Consider the following 15,263-nt stretch of genomic DNA (forward strand, 5'->3'; position numbering starts at 1 on the left):
CGATATCAAGCAAGCGATTTGCTGTCGAAATTAGAGAACCTGTGGCCAGCGCTGATGGGCGTGCATGACGGTGAGTATCTCGACGTCCCCGCTGACGCGGTAGGGAATGATGTAAGGAATATCGCCCAGCACGATTTCGCGCGTGCCCTTGATACGACCCGGTCGCCCACTTGCAGGTAGCTCGGCGAGCATATCCACAGCCGACACGATCCTGGCGACCACGCGCGCTGCAGCATCGGGATTGTCCTGCTCAATATGAGCGCCGATTTCATCAAGCCGCCGCAACGCCCGAAGCGTCCAGCGAATACGCATCCCGCTCATGATTGGCGGGCGGACTTGACATACTTCCCAACAACCTTCGCCACATCGTCGGCGCTTGCAAATTCGCCGCGATCGGCCTCAGCCAAACCGGCCTCGATCTCGGCAAGCTGCCACTCCTGCTGCTCAACGAAAGCCTCAATGGCCTCGGCTGCCATGTAGGCACGCGAGCGATCCAGCTTTTCCCCGATCTGACTAAGCTTGCTCGCGGTTTCATCCGAAACACGTACGGTAAATGCAGCAGTCATGACACCTGTCTTTCCTTGGTTCACTTTGATTATTTGTGAACTAACGCGGTTCGTCAAGGTTCTGCTCATGTGAGAAGACTTTCGGTTTGGCGAATAGGCTCCGGCCATGCCGGGGATCGAAGTGGCCCGACAAGTGCTCCCTTATGCCCGCCAACCGGGCCTAACGAGTCTGCAAGCGGGACGCTGAGCAAGCGTTGCGATCGTATTTGGACATTGTGGTCTCTGCGGCAGGTGCCAAAAGCCTCTACTCGAGCCATAAACCGTCACGGCAAACTCACCTGCACCCGAATTCTGAGGGGGCGTTGCGGGTCTCTCCGCTGCAGAGGGTGCGCCGGCAGCGAACTGCCGGCCGGAAGGCATCCATCTTCCCAGATTGCGACCTCGCAAGTTCCAATTGGCGGGACATTGACTTCCAATCAGCCGAGAACGATATTTCCAACCGTCCGACTGGTCGAGCTATTTGTGGTGGACGGGTCGGGCGACTTTCCGGCGCAGCCAGAAGCGGGTGCCGCAATACAAATGCTCGCATACTTCCTCGATGTGGCCGACGTCCTGACGTCTATTGACTTACGCCTGTGATTTACGAGGAAGGGCATCACGCGATTGCGAAATGAACCAGCTCATCATCAGCAAGATGGTGGCGCTCGAAGCACGCAAGAAAGAGCTGACCGGATTCCTCTTCGGCGCGGAAGAACCACCTCCCCTCCTCCACCCCAATCTGGCGAAGTATTATCACGAGGAGATCGCTGCTCTTCACGACCAGCTTGGCAACGAGGAGACGCGGGCACAGGCTGCCGACAAGCTCCGCACGCTGGTCAGCTGCATCGAGCTTGTTCCGGATGGTGAGGAACTGGTGATCTAATCTCGCACCTGCGCAGCCGCCTCCACGGCATGATGACAGCTTTTATTTAGTGTTTATTGGTTGCCGTTGTATCAGCGGATACCGACCATCGCGATTGCCTATGCAGCTGCCGCGATGGCTTGTCATTGGGAGTTAGAATCGGTAGGCGACCCCCAGCATTGCGAAAGGCTGCACATCATCCTTGACGATCGGGCTATCCTTCGCATCACCCAATAGGAAGCCGGCGCCAGCTGCGCCTGTCACCAACCAATTCTCGGTCATCATGTAAGTGATCGAACCTTTCACATCCACGCGCTTTACCCCGGCCTTCGCATCATATTGCGCCAAGCCGGAGCTGGCCGATTGAGCAGATGTGATGCCGAAGTAAGATTCCATGTGTTTGTCGTCGGCCCAGGTACCAGAGACGTCAGCCGCGAAAATGAAACGTTCGTACTTGTAGGAGGCTTTGGCTCCCAAGGTGCCCGTTAGGCCGTCACTGCCGCCGATCGTCTTGTCGAGCGTTCCGTAAACCTCGAATGGTCCGCGCTCGTAGCTGACGATACCGCCAATGACACCACCTGCGTCGATGTCGCCGAGGCCCCTCAGATAGTCGGAATCGTCGTCCTTTCGGCCAAGCTCATAACCGCCCTTTACGCCGACACGAAACCCGTCCCGTTCGTAGAGGTCGACAGTGACCCCGGTGATATCGACACTCACGCGGTCACCGAACGCAGCCGAGAAGATTGGAAGCGGGTTGACATCGAACTTATCAGAACCCTCGTACTCCGGCATATAGAGAGGACGGGGTGTCAATTGGTGTTTGGCTCAAGGGAATTTCCCTGTGCCTTTGTCGAGCCGCTCTCGGGTTTCAGGCAGATCTCCTCGATGGTGGCCAGAAGCTTTTTCACGGAAGGAGCTGAGCTTGAGTAATAAATCGTCTGTGCTTCACGCCGACCTTCGATGAGATGCTTTTTGCGCAGCTTTGAAAGATGCTGCGAAAGCGCTGACTGAGGCCGATACGGTCTGCCAGTTCATTGACGGAGAACTCACGCTCAGCCAGATTCTGAAGGATCTGAATGCGCTTGGCGTTTGCCGCCGCCGACAAGAAACCGGCGGCCGCCACGCAATGGCCAGAAATTCGATCGGATTTCATATTGTCCTTCCCTCCAATTGCGTTGAAACATCACCCGCCGACTTGCAGCACCAGCACACACTGTGAGCGAAGGATTGCCGCAACATTACAGAGACGAAAGTGCCCCCCGGATTTGGAGACGGACGAAGCCGTGCCTGGGGTTCGGCCGTTACTCGGCCCGTCTTACCGACCCGACAGGACCCGGGCCGATTGCTGGAGGACCCGATCGTCAATCTACGCCAGGCAGGGTTCGAGATGGGGTCCTCAGGGTAGATTAGGGATGATGGTCTGATTTTTACGGTGCAGCTTTCGGCTGTTTGTCGGTCCATTGCGGGGGTGCGCCGAACTTGTCCGCCACCATACCGGCGAGGCCGGGTGATCGGCCGAACGCATCGCAGGCTGCATACTTCGGTTTACCCCCGAGCGCCGACTGCATGCGTTGCCCGGAAGGTAGAGAGATGTCCAATCCCTTCGGTTCCTTGCCGGTCACAAGCATCCGTGAAAAGTATTTCCCGAAATTCGCCGCAAGGCTGTAGGCATCACCAACTTCCGAGACGCGCGCATTGTTGGTGATCGAATTGGCACCTTTCGACCAAACGACCGCGGCACGTTGGGCGCCAGTGGGGTCGATCGCCTCGGCTTCGACCGCCAAGCCGCCGAGGCCTGCCGGTAGACGCGGAATGCCGACCGGCAGAGCGAGGCTGCTTCCGAGTGAAACGGCCGTCGAAACACCGGCCATTGTCTTGTTGGTCGGGACGATGTCGGTAACAACAGTTCGAACAGTCAGGTCCGCCGATTGACCGGCAGGAACCAGTTGAAACTTGTCGCTGAGCGCGACACAGACGGCGCGGTCCAGAGCGTTCGTCACGAGGGAGCGGTCCTGCGCTGTCTTGATGCGTGAAGAGGCATCGAATGAAAAAGTGGCCGGCACGATCGCGACGGTCTTGACGGTTGCCAGACCCTGGCCGTCCACGAAAGTCCGCGACTTGGTGAAGTTGCCCTTGGCGGGACTGAGTTGATTGTAAGACGTCAGCGTTCCGCCCTCTTTCAAGGGAACGGATGTGCAGCCGGAGATGATCAAAATAACTGGCAGGCTAACCCCTGCAAAGCTCAAGCGATGCATCACCATGTCACCAGAAACGCAACAGGTTAGATTCAGATATTTTATTGCTGTGCACGTTATTCGACCTTCCGCCAGGATCACTATGTACGGGACAGTGCGAGCGAAGCATTGCGGTAACATTACAGGGTGTCGCTCACAGTGATGAAAGATAGCGAGGGTCGGGCTTCCTTCGGCCATTCGATTTGGTCGACGCGGCGATTGGGCAGCAGGGATAAGTTGAAGAAGGCGTAGTTGGTCGTGACCGAAAGATGATCGGAAAAGCGATTGGCAACAGGCGTCATTCTGCCCCGCGTGGTGGCGGCATAGGCCCGAACAGTCTGGACACCTTGAGAAGCCGCTGAGGCGACGCTTGTGAAAACAATGAAATCGGGTTCCGGCGCACCCATGAAGGAAGAGAAGCAGAACGGCTATCACCGGGCCAGTCCGGAGCCCGTAGCCTAATTATATCTTCATTTTGCCCGACACCAAAGAACCATGTTCAGAAGTGGACCTTGAAGGTGGTTCCGGTTGAAGCGCTATCGATCGTGACCCGGCCTCGGTGATTGGAGACGATCTGCTTGACAAGGCTTAAACCGAGGCCAGCACCTTTGCTTCGCGGCGTAACGCGGTAAAATGGCTCGAAGACCTGCTCTCGTTGATCTGCCGGTATCCCGGGTCCCTCATCGGAAACCGCAATCTGGCCCTCTCCCGAGACGGAGACCGAGATCGTGCCGGTGTTTCCGCCGTGGTCGATCGCATTACGCACCAGATTGCTGATCGCGCGCGGCAACGCAGATGGGCTGCCATCCCGCTCGAGTTTGTCCACCTCGCTCTCAAAGGAAATCTCATAACCTGCCGCAATCGCAAGCGGCGCGAGGTCAGCCACGACCTTGCGCGCGATTTCGACGAGATCGACTGTCTCATGCAGGTCGGTCGCCTGATCGCTGCGCTCGAAATCGAGAAGCTGTTCGGCCGTCTCGCCCAAACGCGCGATATCGGCCATCAACCGCCGCCGATCCTGTCCCTCCGACATGCCTTCGATGCGTGTCTGCATGATAGCGATTGGTGTTCTGAGTTCGTGTGCCGCATCGATCAGAAAGCGCTGTCTCGACTGGAACTGCTCTCCAAGACGTCCAAGAATGCTGTTGAAGGCGACGATCAGCGGGACAACTTCCTGGGGCACTTCTTCGACCGGAAGCCGCGATCCGGCGCGCCGAGGGTCGATATCCGGTGCCTTTCGGACCACGGAATTCAGGCCGGCGAGCGCACGACGAACGACGCGGGGAACGGTGAGGAATACGGCGGGCAGCGCGATCGCCAGCAGCGGAAAGTAGATAGGATAGGTCTTCGTCAGCATGGTCAGAAACGTCGCACTTTTGCTTGTGTTTCCGCCATACATGACTCTGACCTCACCGAGCGTGGTCTGGATGCTGTCGATCGAGGCAACCTCATCGATATCCGTAGCCCCGCGTATATCGGCATCTTTCATCAGCCGAACGTAACGCGACATTTCGGCGTAAGGCGCCGGCACCACACCATATGAGGTCGTCACCCCTTCAGGTGTCGCAACCACAAACCAAAGCTTATCATTTTCTGCCTTGAATGCACGAAGAGCAGGGCTCTCCGTGACAATAAGCTGTCCTTGCACATTACGCACGAGCGCCTCATTGAGGGCGACGGTCAATCTGTCCTGTAGCCCGACAGTCGGCGACAGGATCATCGCGCCATAGACGCAAAGACCGACGATCACCGCGGCCACGACAGCAACGAAGACAAGGCTGAGTTGCCAGCTCAGCTTCCACCAGAGGGATGGGTTCGAGTTCGTCTCCGAGGCCATCATTCCTCCTTCAGAAGATATCCGACGCCGCGGATGGCATGAACGGTGACCCCCGCCGAAGCGTCGAGAAGGCGTTTGCGCAGCCGGGAGATATGCGCGTCGAGCGCGTTCGACTGGATTTCTTCCTCGTAGTTATAGACCGCAGCCTCAAGCGTCGATCGAAGAACGGTCTTGTCCTTGCGCTTGGCAAGCGCAAGGAGCACCAAAAGCTCACGTCGAGGAAGTTCAAGTGGAGTGGAGTCAATGGTCACATTCAGGTGCAAAGGATCGATGACCATTCGCCCGACCGTGATCTGTGGTTCCACCAGATTGACTGGCCGCCTGAGCACAGCACGCAATCGTGCCATCAACTCTTCGATCAGGAACGGTTTGCCGAGGTAATCGTCAGCGCCTCCGTCCAGACCTTCGATCCGCTCTATCGGCTCGTTTCTCGCCGTGAGCACAATGATCGGCGTCTCGACCCCTGCCCGCCTCAGCTTCGGAATGAAAGTCAGCCCCTCACCATCAGGCAGGCGCCGGTCCAGGAGGATCGCATCGTAAGTGTTCTGGCGCGTCAACTCGCAGGCGTCGGCAAGGCTCATCGTGTGGTCGGTGACGACGCCTTGCTTGCCCAGCACCGCCGACAACGCGTCCGCAAGTTCCTTCTCATCTTCGACCAACAGAAGTCTCATGCCCAACGCCCTTTCATGCATTCCTTTTCTACTGCCAAAGTTGCGGCAACATTGCGGACACTCAGACGCGCTCAGGTAATGTTGCTGCAATTATAGAAGCCTAGCGATGGGAACAACCAAGTCGCCGGACGTGCGACGAGGCCGCCTGCCGGCGGTCATGTTGAGTTCGACCGAGAAGGATGTTCGTGATGGCAACTAAATGGACCGTGAGATTGGCCAAGGCCGGGGTAGTCCTTGGCGGCTGCACTCTTGCCTTCATGTATCTCGATCCCGCTAGAGGAACGGGCGATGCGAACGAGCGCCTTAAGGGGATCGTGGAGGCGGCATCTGCAAGCCAGGTCAGCCGACCGCTCGAGCTGACGCATGCTGAAGTGGCAAGCATTGAGGCCACCTCGATGGTAGAGCGGCTGCGCGTCAGCGGCGAACTCCAACCGGTCAATCGTGCAACGATGCGTGCGAAAGCCGGAGGAAAGGTCCTCGATCTCAGTGCGCGCGATGGACAGGCTGTAAAAGCCGGGGATGTGCTGGTGCATTTGGAGACAGACGACCTGCAATCGACGCTGCTGCAGCGCGAGAGTGATCGTGATGCTGCGGAAGCTGAACTGGTGCTGGCGATGCAGGCTCTGAACAGGATGGAGCAACTTGCGGCGAAAAGCATCGTCTCGGAGGAGCAACTTGACAAGGCAAAGAGCGATGTCGCGGCGAACACGTCAAAGGTTCAAAGTCTTTCGGCGCAGGTGGACATCGCCCGCGTCGCCTTGCGTGACGCGGAAGTCCTCGCTCCCTTTGATGGCATCGTTGCAAGCCGGGTGGTCGAGGCGGGTTCACGCGTCAGCGCCGACGCCGAGCTCCTGACAGTGGTCGACACTTCCGTTCTTGAGGCAAGGGTTCTTGTCTCGACGCGAGAGATAGCGCGTGTGGGAGTCGATCAGGTCGCCGAATTGCAGATCGATGGAATGGACGGCCAGACAATTCGAGGCACGGTCGCCCGGATCAATCCGGTTGCCGACATCGGTACGCGCTTCGTCCCGGTCTACCTTCGGCTCCCAAACCATGGTGGCCGGCTTTGGGGCGGGATGTTTGCGACCGGCTCGATCCTTGTCCGTGAGAAGGCCGACGCCCTCGTGGTCCCGGCAACATCACTGCGCAAGAACGACGGCGGCGACTATGTGCTCAAGCTGCAGAACGGTCATCTTCAGCGCCAGCCTGTGACCGTGGGACCGGCTTGGAACGGTGGAAGTCTGCTTGAGATTACCGCCGGCCTCAACGATGGCGACACAATCGTTACAGCCCCTCTCCCCGAACTGCGGCCCGACGTTGCCGTAAACGTTACCACGGCAGGTTGACATGTTTCTGACGCGCATCTCCGTCACGCATCCCGTCTTCACCACCATGATGATGGTGGCACTGCTGGTGATGGGCATTTTTTCCTTCCAGCGATTGGGGCTGGATCAATATCCGAATGTCGATGTCCCGATTGTCGTCGTGATGACGACTTATCCGGGCGCAACGCCGGAGACAGTGGAAACGGAGGTCACGCGCCCGGTCGAGGATGCACTGAATGCCATTAGCGGCCTGGATGAGATCACGTCGACCTCGTATGAGGGACGTTCCGTGATCACGGCCAAATTCAAGCTCGAAACCCAGGGGGCGGCTGCGGCACAGGATGTGCGCGACAAGGTCGCAGCGATCGAAGCTGACTTCCCCGATGACGTCGACAAACCGATCGTGTCACGCTTCAATCCGTCGGATCAGCCCATTCTTTCCGTCGCCATCAGTTCCACGTCATTGAACGTCMCTGCCCTCACGACGATTGCCGATCAGCGCGTCATTCGTCAATTGACCACCATCTCAGGTGTTGGCCAGGCAACTCTGGTCGGCGGCCAGAAACGGCAGATCGACATCAACATAGACGAAACCCGTATGCGTGCCCTTGGCGTCGGCATCAACGAGGTGATCAACGCCCTGCGCACCGGCAACCGGAACAGCCCGGCAGGAAGCGTTATCAGCGATTTCTCTGAACGCACAATACAGGTACAGGGCCGCATCGATCAGCCCGAAGACCTCCTTGACATGATCGTCGCCCGGCGCGGTGGTGGGCCGCTTTATCTCCGCGATGTTGCCACCGTTTCCGATGGTGCGGCTGATGCTGAAAGCCTCGCAGTCTACAATGGCGAAACGGCGCTTGCGATCGATATCGTCAAGGTGCAAGACGCCAACACCGTGCAGGTCGTCGCTGATGTACGAAGGCTCCTGGAACAGCTCAATGCCGAACTGGCCCCCGAGAACGTCCAACTGCGTGTCGTCACCGATGCCTCGATGGCTATCGAGGAGTCGGTCAGCCAAGTGCAGGCGACGCTGCTCGAAGGTGCAGCACTCGCCGTCGTCATCGTCTTCCTGTTTCTCAATTCCTGGCGCAGCACCGTCATTACCGGCCTGACGCTTCCGATCGCCATGCTTGGAACGCTCGCCGTCATCAGTTTCCTCGGCTTCACGCTCAACACGCTGAGCCTGCTGGCGTTGACCCTGTCGATCGGCATCCTGGTGGATGACGCAATAGTGGTGCGTGAAAACATCACCCGCCATCTTCACATGGGCAAGTCGCACCTTCAGGCAGCGCTCGACGGCACGAACGAGATCGGCCTTGCAGTGATTGCAACGACGGCAACCATTGTCGCGGTTTTCCTGCCTGTCGCCTTCATGGAAGGCATCGTCGGCCGCTTCTTCTACGAATTCGGCGTGATGGTGGCGGCGGCCGTGCTCATCTCGCTCTTTGCCGCCTTTACGCTCGACCCGATGCTATCAAGTGTTTGGTACGATCCGGATGCGCATCCTGATGCCAAGCGCGGACCGGTCGGTTGCCTGATCGCCCGCTTCGATTACGGCTTCGAAGCGCTTGCGGATCGATATCGCCTTGTGATCGGCTGGACGCTGCGCCATAGGCTCGCCACACTGCTGGTCACGGTCGGCATTTTCATCAGCAGCCTGTTCATGGTTCCGCTGGTTGGCACAGAGTTCGTGCCGAATGCCGATGAGGGTCGCTTCCAGATCAATGTAACGACGCCTGTCGACTCCTCGCTGGACTATACAGCGACGAAAGTCCGGCAGGTCGAAAACGCCCTGCGAGAATTCCCAGAAATCGCGACGATTTATTCGACGATCAATACTGGCAATTCCGTCGGAAAACATCGTGCCGCCGTGCTGGTCAGGCTAGTGCCGATCGATCAGCGCAAAAGAACACCGGTTATGCTCGCCAATCCGATCCGCGAGCGCCTGTCCGTCATCCCGGGCGTCGAGATCGCCATTGTGCAGGAAGGGCTCGGCGGTGGCGACAGCCCGATCCAGTTAAGCGTCCTTGGAGACGACCGGACCGTTCTTGAAAAAATCGCCTTCGATCTCGCAGACACATACGCAAGATCCCCGGGATGGTGGATGTAAATTCGAGCGCCAGGGAAGTGACCTCCATCCTTTCGGTACGCCTGAAGCGGGAGGCAGCAAGTGACCTTGGCATTGCCAGATCCGATCTTGCCGCCTCGCTCTCGCTTCTCATAGGCGGTGAGGAAGTGAGCAGCTGGACCGACACGCGCGGGGAAACCTACGATGTCATCGTTCGGCTGCCACCCGAGCAGCGATCCGACACGGTTGCGATCAGCGAATTGATGATCACGACTGGCCGTACCGATGCAAGCGGATCGCCCATCATGGTGCGTCTCGACCAGGTCGCCAGTATTCGTGCGGTCCCGGCCGCTTCAGAAATTCGCCGCTTCGACATGCGGCGCGAAGTGCTGGTCTCCGCCGATGTCTCCGGCCGGACACTCGGAGATGTGACGAGCGAACTGCAAATGCTGATCGCCAATCGCGATCTGCCCGATGGCTATCACATCCGCTTCGGCGGTGAATCCGAGAACATGCAGGAGACTATGGGCCATATGGTCACGGCGCTCGCCATGGCGGTGATCTTCATCTACATCGTGCTCGCCTCGCAATTCGGCAGTTTTTCGCAGCCTCTAGCCATCATGGCGACACTGCCCCTGTCGCTGATCGGAGTTCTGTTCGGCCTCATGGTTGCCGGCAGCACAATCAACATGTTCTCACTGATCGGTTTTATCATGCTGATGGGCCTGGTCACCAAGAACGGCATCCTGTTGGTCGACTTTGCCAACAAAGAGCGCCAGCGTGGTCTTTCGCTCAACGACGCCCTGATCAGCGCCGGTGCCATCCGCTTCCGGCCGATCGTCATGACCACGCTAGCGATGATCTTCGGCATGATCCCGCTCGGTATGGCGGTCGACGGCGGTGGCGCTCAACGCGCTCCGATGGCGCATGCGGTGATCGGCGGCCTTATCAGCTCCACCATTCTGACCTTGATCGTCGTGCCCATGATCCTGTCCTATATCGACAGCATCACACGGCGTCTGGCTCGCTTTATGCCAAAAGCGCCCGAGGCACAAAGCGGAGAAGCGGTACACTCAAAAATGCAGGCAGGGTAAAACTGGCCGCGACAATCAGCAAGGCAAGTCAGCTCAATCAGAGCTACACCGATCATATCTCAGAAGTTCGCCTTCGTTGTGAAGCCAGCGTCAAAGGCAATGTGATCATTGCGTCGATACAGGCCCGCGATCGGAAGTTTGTCCTTCTGGCTGCTCGGCATTGAGGCCGCCTTGCTCTGGGGCGTTCTGATGGCGCTACTATCGCTTCGGCCGGAGATCGGCGCGGCACTCATGCGGTTCCCAGCAACCATTTACCTGTTCATGGCCGGCGATTATCTGAAGGCGTTGGCTCTGCTTGCAGTCGGAAACCTGGTGATCAGTATGACCGACAACGTCTTGCAACTCCTGTAGACTTTCGCCTTCCCGATTATCATCAGCGGACGTCGTCATAACCGTTTCAATGGATTGTCCGAATTCTTCTTATTTCATCAGAAGGATAATCAAAGGACCGGATAGGAGCACAGCGAGAACGATGATGGGCTGGAGATAGCGGGCAAGAAACCTGAGGGCGGATCTAAGGAGGCTCATTACACTGGACCTGGTTATTGAGGGTCCGGTGAAGCTGGGCTTCCCGCATTGCAGGGGCATTACAGCCTTCCGGTTTTGAGCCTCATCGTCATGGAGCGGCTGTCACCTTCAGGTTCCGAAAATATGCGACAGTGCCGGATTCCAGCCACACGCCAACGCCACCGCGCTGGTCAGGTCCGAGTTTGAGGTCGTTCACGATGAGCGCGGGTTGCGTCTTGCTGTCGAGATAAAGTTCCGCCTTTTGGCCGGACACCACGATCTTCATGGGTATCCACCGTCCCAGGTCCATCTCCGCATAGCTTTCGTACTGCTCCGGAGATTCGCGTCTGAGCCTGTCGAACTTGTAGTCAGGATAGGCGACGTACTGAACGCTGTGATTGCGGCGGACCTGATCGTCGGCGACACTATTTGTAGGTCGCAGGTAGATGCTTTCGAATCGTCCCTCATTGTCGATACGGAAGGTGAGACCGATGAAACCTCTGGCGTAGGCTGGGGCATCAGTCACGAGTTCGCTCGCCACTTCGACTTCAATAACTCCGTCACCAAAATCCAAAGGCAGCCAGGCCATGAAGTCCCGGTCGGCGAGTTGTTCCTTTTGAGGATTCTGTATTGCCTCACGTGGCATCGTTATCCCGAAGGCCGGCTCGCCTTTGTACATACTGTGTTCGAGTGAAACACCAGACAGGCGAAAGGCGCCGGTCGGAGTGGTCGCTGAAGTACCGAATGAATGACCTTCTGCCCCGAAAAGCATGCCGACAGTCAAGGGTATGCTGCGTATCAAATTCATTGGTTCCTCCAGTTTGACGGGGCACAGTCGTTTGTTGTCCGTGCCCCGGTTGGCTTATGCGCAACGCAAGCGCCTGCCGCGCCGCGCCTCCAGCTTATGGCCGCTACGATTTCTCGGTTGCTTCTCCGAAAAGTTTGCCGGCACCGGCCCAGTCGGATGGCTCAATGTCCTCGAACAGGACGTAGATATAGCTGGCATCGGTGCCAGTGTTTTTGACGATGCTCTCGGTGATTTCGGCTGCCACTGCAGCTTTGGCTTTCGTATCCTTGCCGCTGAACCAGCTCACGCGTACGACAGGCATGTTATTTCACCTTTGGGTTTTCGGCGGCCGACTGCCGCCGTGATGATGGTCCGGGGGATGGCCGGTCCCGTCTCGCGTCGCGTAGCGCCGCTCTTAGCGTTCCAGAAACGAACTGAGATCGTTCGTGAACTTCACAGGGTTCTTGAAAGCAAGGAAATGGTCTCCCTCATCCTTTGCGGAATAGACAAAGAGCTCTGCCCCCTTGATCTGCGACTGCATCCACTTCTGACTCGGAACATTGTTGCTGTTCTCGCCCGTGAAGATCGCAGTCGGCACATCGATCTTGCGGCTCACGACGTCGCGCCAGTCGTTGGTCGCATGGTCAAACAGAACGAGGCTCATGTATTTCGAATCGCTCTTGACGAATTCGCGCGCAAACGCTTCGGAGTTCTTGAAATAAGGAGAACCTTCATCCATGGCATGGTGGACGACGTTCATATCGACGACCTGACTGTTGGTCGGGGCACCGGCGAAGGCCGCGATCATCCGCTCAGGCGAGGTCGTCATGCCACCGGCGTTCAGCCGCTCCTCTTCCGTCCAGTCCGCATGCGTGTAAATCGAAATCGGCTCATCGATAAAGGCGGCCTTGCGGATGGCTTTGGTGCCGAAAAGATCGATGTAGCTCCAGATCACCGATGCACCCATCGACCAGCCGCAGAAATCTGCCTGCTCAAGGCCGAGATGATCGACGAACTCTTTCAGGTCCATGCCGTAGCGGGCGATCCGAGTGCCATAGTCAACGTTCTCGGACAGACCCTGATTGCGTGGATCCAGCACGAGAACGCGGTACTTCTTGCTTAGCAGGAACATGACGTTGATGTATTCAGCACCATTGGCTCCCCACCCCGGAACGAAGATGATCGGCCGGCCCTCGCCAGCTTCCCAGTAGGAAAGCCTCGCTCCGTCGTTCGTCTCAAAGCTGTTGAGCTGCAATCCTTTGAAATCGGAAAGCTTGCCGGGAACGCCTTCGACATGGTTCGGAAATGTAAAGTCGCGGCCAAGCACCTCGATTGCAGAGGTAGCCAACACCTGACTCGAGAATGACGTCAGCAGGGCTGCGCAAATTGCTCTGATTATGAGCTTATTCATATACGTTTCTCCATTCGTCGATGGACGGCGAAGATCGCCGCCCATCGTTGGCTTTTTCGTCAAACGCGGACCCAGGCAGGGGCGACAACCGGCCCCATACCAAGGAAAAAGCCGAAGTGAATGTTCATCTCTCCGATCGGCTCGAGAAAACGGCTGTTGCTGAGCGGGCCTGCATTGATGGCCTCAAACGAGAGCCTCTCGGCAAGGTCGCGTACTTTCGCAGTCGCATCAGCGTCATCGCCGGCAACGAAGGTTTGCAGCTTTTTAGATGCGCGGGCCTCGGGTGAGGTCAGGCCGGCAAAGATAGTGTTGAACGCCTTGACGACGTGCGCTCCGGCAGCAACCTTCTGGATTTCTTCGGCTGCGGAGGTCGTATGCCCCAGCAGAAGCTCCTTGTAGTCCGCGGTGATCGGGTTGCTGATATCGATCAGGATCTTCCCGGTCAGGTCGCCAGCTTCGGCGAGAGCGGAAGCGACGGCCTGATACGGCAGGGCAAGCAGAACGACATCGCCGAGCTTTACAGCGGCGCCAATTCCGCCACCTTCAACAGTGGTGCCGAGTTCGGCAGCCAGCGCTGCGGCCTTGGCCGGGTCGCGATGGCCGATGACAAGGTCAATGCCTACCGATGCGAACGCCCGAGCAAATCCCGAGCCCATGTTTCCCGTTCCGATAACTGCGACTTTCATTCTCTTATCCTCTTTTGCTGTTGCCCGCATATTGACGATGAAATGAAACGGGATAAATCTCGCGAACATCGCTTTACCTGAAACAGGGTGTTTCAAATGGATCGACTGACGGGCATGGAAGTATTTGTCAGAGCTGTTGAAAGCGGTTCGTTCAGTGCGGCTGGAGAAGCCATGCAAATGTCCTCCCAACTGGTTGGAAAACATGTGCAGAAACTCGAACAGCACCTGGGTGTCCAACTGCTTCATCGCTCCACCCGCCGCCAAAGCCTGACGGACTTTGGTCGTATCTTCTACGAAAGAGCCAAGATCATCCTGTCGGAGGTTGAGACGGCGGAGAGCATGGCAGCCGAAACCCGTGCTGTGCCAAGCGGGCGCCTGCGGATCAATGCCCCTGTCAGCTTCGGTATGCGAACCCTTGCTCCTCGCCTACCCGAATACATGAAGATGTATCCGGAAGTGTCGGTGGACCTCACGCTGGCCAATCGTGCCGTCGACCTCATTGAAGAGGGCTACGATGCTGTATTCCGTGTCGGAGAGCTGTCGGACAGCGGCCTGATCGCGCGACAACTTGGCCCCTATCGCCTGGTATTGTGCGCCGCGCCCGCATACCTGGAAGCACACGATCCGTTGACGTCGCCATGGGACCTGCAAAGGCACGAGTGCCTCGGCTTCTCACATACGGAGCTGCGGACACACTGGACTTTCGATGGGCCTGATGGGAGGGAGGTAGTTCCTATAACCAGCCGACTTATGGTCGATCATGGCGAGCCACTGCTTTGCGCAGCCCTCGAAGGATTGGGCATCATCTTGCAACCATTGGAACTCGTGAAAGACTGTCTCGCAGATGGAAGGCTTGCACCGCTGCTATCAGACTATTCTGTACCGACCCGTCCCTTGCACATTCTTTACGCCCCAGATCGTCGCCTGACTCCGAAGCTTAGAAGTTTCATAGATTTTGCAGTCGCAACTTTTGGGGGAGCTTGATTATACCTCACCCCGTTGCACCAAGCAATTTTTCCCATGAGGCAACCCAGCAAATGACATCGGAGGGGATCGTAGTTTTTGTGGTTCTAGCGTGGAAAAGCGTTGGTTGCGGGGGCAGGATTTGAACCTGCGGCCTTCAGGTTATGAGCCTGACGAGCTACCGGGCTGCTCCACCCCGCGTCGAGCGACGATCCGTTTGGATTTGTCGCGCTTGCGTAACCGCGCGAGCGATTATGCATCCTGTTTGAG

Annotated in this window: 14 protein-coding genes, 1 tRNA gene and 3 pseudogenes; 5 read left to right on the top strand and 13 right to left on the bottom strand. The window is 57.6% G+C overall.

Annotated elements, in window-relative coordinates:
* Positions 1-30 precede the first annotated feature (30 nt).
* A complete protein-coding gene (locus AC1DMK_RS30080; RefSeq protein WP_477863909.1) occupies positions 31-321 on the bottom strand; it encodes a type II toxin-antitoxin system RelE/ParE family toxin in 291 nt (96 codons plus the stop codon).
* On the bottom strand, positions 318-566 hold the full coding sequence (locus AC1DMK_RS30085) for a CopG family ribbon-helix-helix protein (RefSeq protein WP_477863921.1): 249 nt from the start codon (positions 564-566) through the stop codon (positions 318-320). The genes AC1DMK_RS30080 and AC1DMK_RS30085 overlap by 4 nt, the downstream gene beginning before the upstream one ends.
* Before the next feature lie 610 nt (positions 567-1,176).
* Here AC1DMK_RS30085 and AC1DMK_RS30090 point away from each other — a divergent pair.
* Positions 1,177-1,428, top strand: a complete 252-nt coding sequence (locus tag AC1DMK_RS30090; RefSeq protein ID WP_477863910.1) for a hypothetical protein — start codon at positions 1,177-1,179, stop codon at positions 1,426-1,428.
* A gap of 132 nt (positions 1,429-1,560) precedes the next feature.
* On the opposite strand, the pseudogene AC1DMK_RS30095 reads toward AC1DMK_RS30090, so the two are convergent.
* The 6 genes and pseudogenes from AC1DMK_RS30095 to AC1DMK_RS30120 all read right to left on the bottom strand — a co-directional run.
* Positions 1,561-2,202, bottom strand: a pseudogene (locus tag AC1DMK_RS30095) (MipA/OmpV family protein); the annotation flags it as partial.
* A gap of 14 nt (positions 2,203-2,216) precedes the next feature.
* Positions 2,217-2,560, bottom strand: a pseudogene (locus AC1DMK_RS30100) (ArsR/SmtB family transcription factor).
* Between the two features lie 274 nt (positions 2,561-2,834).
* A complete protein-coding gene (locus AC1DMK_RS30105; protein WP_477863911.1) occupies positions 2,835-3,662 on the bottom strand; it encodes a DUF3313 domain-containing protein in 828 nt (275 codons plus the stop codon).
* 119 nt (positions 3,663-3,781) lie between these two features.
* Positions 3,782-3,943, bottom strand: coding sequence for a hypothetical protein (locus AC1DMK_RS30110; RefSeq protein WP_477863912.1), 162 nt, complete (start codon positions 3,941-3,943; stop codon positions 3,782-3,784).
* A gap of 197 nt (positions 3,944-4,140) precedes the next feature.
* Complete coding sequence (locus AC1DMK_RS30115) at positions 4,141-5,478, bottom strand: sensor histidine kinase (protein ID WP_477863913.1); 1,338 nt, start codon at positions 5,476-5,478, stop codon at positions 4,141-4,143.
* Positions 5,478-6,149 carry a response regulator transcription factor gene (locus AC1DMK_RS30120; protein ID WP_477863914.1) on the bottom strand — a complete coding sequence of 224 codons (672 nt, stop codon included), beginning with the start codon at positions 6,147-6,149 and terminating at the stop codon, positions 5,478-5,480. The genes AC1DMK_RS30115 and AC1DMK_RS30120 overlap by 1 nt, the downstream gene beginning before the upstream one ends.
* Positions 6,150-6,337: 188 nt before the next feature.
* Here AC1DMK_RS30120 and AC1DMK_RS30125 point away from each other — a divergent pair, with 188 nt between their 5' ends.
* From AC1DMK_RS30125 to AC1DMK_RS30135, 3 genes and pseudogenes are all read left to right on the top strand, one after another.
* Complete coding sequence (locus AC1DMK_RS30125; RefSeq protein ID WP_477863915.1) at positions 6,338-7,495, top strand: efflux RND transporter periplasmic adaptor subunit; 1,158 nt, start codon at positions 6,338-6,340, stop codon at positions 7,493-7,495.
* A gap of 1 nt (position 7,496) precedes the next feature.
* Positions 7,497-10,639: pseudogene (locus tag AC1DMK_RS30130) on the top strand (efflux RND transporter permease subunit).
* A gap of 138 nt (positions 10,640-10,777) precedes the next feature.
* Positions 10,778-10,990, top strand: a complete 213-nt coding sequence (locus tag AC1DMK_RS30135; protein WP_477863916.1) for an AI-2E family transporter — start codon at positions 10,778-10,780, stop codon at positions 10,988-10,990.
* A 265-nt stretch (positions 10,991-11,255) separates the two neighbouring features.
* Here the strand turns inward: AC1DMK_RS30135 and AC1DMK_RS30140 are convergent, their stop codons facing one another.
* The 4 genes from AC1DMK_RS30140 to AC1DMK_RS30155 form a co-directional block, all read right to left on the bottom strand.
* Positions 11,256-11,954: a hypothetical protein gene (locus tag AC1DMK_RS30140; protein ID WP_477863917.1), complete on the bottom strand. Its 699-nt coding sequence runs from the start codon at positions 11,952-11,954 to the stop codon at positions 11,256-11,258.
* 103 nt (positions 11,955-12,057) lie between these two features.
* Positions 12,058-12,255, bottom strand: coding sequence for a tautomerase family protein (locus AC1DMK_RS30145; protein WP_037168173.1), 198 nt, complete (start codon positions 12,253-12,255; stop codon positions 12,058-12,060).
* Positions 12,256-12,348: 93 nt separating this feature from the next.
* A complete protein-coding gene (locus AC1DMK_RS30150; protein ID WP_477863918.1) occupies positions 12,349-13,344 on the bottom strand; it encodes an alpha/beta fold hydrolase in 996 nt (331 codons plus the stop codon).
* A 59-nt stretch (positions 13,345-13,403) separates the two neighbouring features.
* Positions 13,404-14,234 carry an NADPH-dependent F420 reductase gene (locus AC1DMK_RS30155; RefSeq protein WP_477863922.1) on the bottom strand — a complete coding sequence of 277 codons (831 nt, stop codon included), beginning with the start codon at positions 14,232-14,234 and terminating at the stop codon, positions 13,404-13,406.
* Here AC1DMK_RS30155 and AC1DMK_RS30160 point away from each other — a divergent pair.
* On the top strand, positions 14,127-15,014 hold the full coding sequence (locus AC1DMK_RS30160) for a LysR family transcriptional regulator (RefSeq protein WP_477863919.1): 888 nt from the start codon (positions 14,127-14,129) through the stop codon (positions 15,012-15,014). The genes AC1DMK_RS30155 and AC1DMK_RS30160 overlap by 108 nt on opposite strands.
* 103 nt (positions 15,015-15,117) lie before the next feature.
* On the opposite strand, the gene AC1DMK_RS30165 is transcribed toward AC1DMK_RS30160, so the two are convergent.
* Positions 15,118-15,194: transfer RNA gene (locus AC1DMK_RS30165), tRNA-Met, on the bottom strand.
* Positions 15,195-15,263: the final 69 nt, after the last annotated feature.

Source organism: Rhizobium sp. 05L419, assembly GCF_056397845.1.

What these genes read in the sequence shown, in the direction of transcription:
- AC1DMK_RS30080 (WP_477863909.1), bottom strand. Translation starts at nt 321, where the DNA reads ATGAGCGGGATGCGTATTCGCTGGACGCTTCGGGCGTTGCGGCGGCTT.
- AC1DMK_RS30085 (WP_477863921.1), bottom strand. Translation starts at nt 566, where the DNA reads ATGACTGCTGCATTTACCGTACGTGTTTCGGATGAAACCGCGAGCAAG.
- AC1DMK_RS30090 (WP_477863910.1), top strand. Translation starts at nt 1,177, where the DNA reads ATGAACCAGCTCATCATCAGCAAGATGGTGGCGCTCGAAGCACGCAAG.
- AC1DMK_RS30105 (WP_477863911.1), bottom strand. Translation starts at nt 3,662, where the DNA reads ATGCATCGCTTGAGCTTTGCAGGGGTTAGCCTGCCAGTTATTTTGATC.
- AC1DMK_RS30110 (WP_477863912.1), bottom strand. Translation starts at nt 3,943, where the DNA reads ATGACGCCTGTTGCCAATCGCTTTTCCGATCATCTTTCGGTCACGACC.
- AC1DMK_RS30115 (WP_477863913.1), bottom strand. Translation starts at nt 5,478, where the DNA reads ATGGCCTCGGAGACGAACTCGAACCCATCCCTCTGGTGGAAGCTGAGC.
- AC1DMK_RS30120 (WP_477863914.1), bottom strand. Translation starts at nt 6,149, where the DNA reads ATGAGACTTCTGTTGGTCGAAGATGAGAAGGAACTTGCGGACGCGTTG.
- AC1DMK_RS30125 (WP_477863915.1), top strand. Translation starts at nt 6,338, where the DNA reads ATGGCAACTAAATGGACCGTGAGATTGGCCAAGGCCGGGGTAGTCCTT.
- AC1DMK_RS30140 (WP_477863917.1), bottom strand. Translation starts at nt 11,954, where the DNA reads ATGAATTTGATACGCAGCATACCCTTGACTGTCGGCATGCTTTTCGGG.
- AC1DMK_RS30145 (WP_037168173.1), bottom strand. Translation starts at nt 12,255, where the DNA reads ATGCCTGTCGTACGCGTGAGCTGGTTCAGCGGCAAGGATACGAAAGCC.
- AC1DMK_RS30150 (WP_477863918.1), bottom strand. Translation starts at nt 13,344, where the DNA reads ATGAATAAGCTCATAATCAGAGCAATTTGCGCAGCCCTGCTGACGTCA.
- AC1DMK_RS30160 (WP_477863919.1), top strand. Translation starts at nt 14,127, where the DNA reads ATGGATCGACTGACGGGCATGGAAGTATTTGTCAGAGCTGTTGAAAGC.
- AC1DMK_RS30155 (WP_477863922.1), bottom strand. Translation starts at nt 14,234, where the DNA reads ATGTTTTCCAACCAGTTGGGAGGACATTTGCATGGCTTCTCCAGCCGC.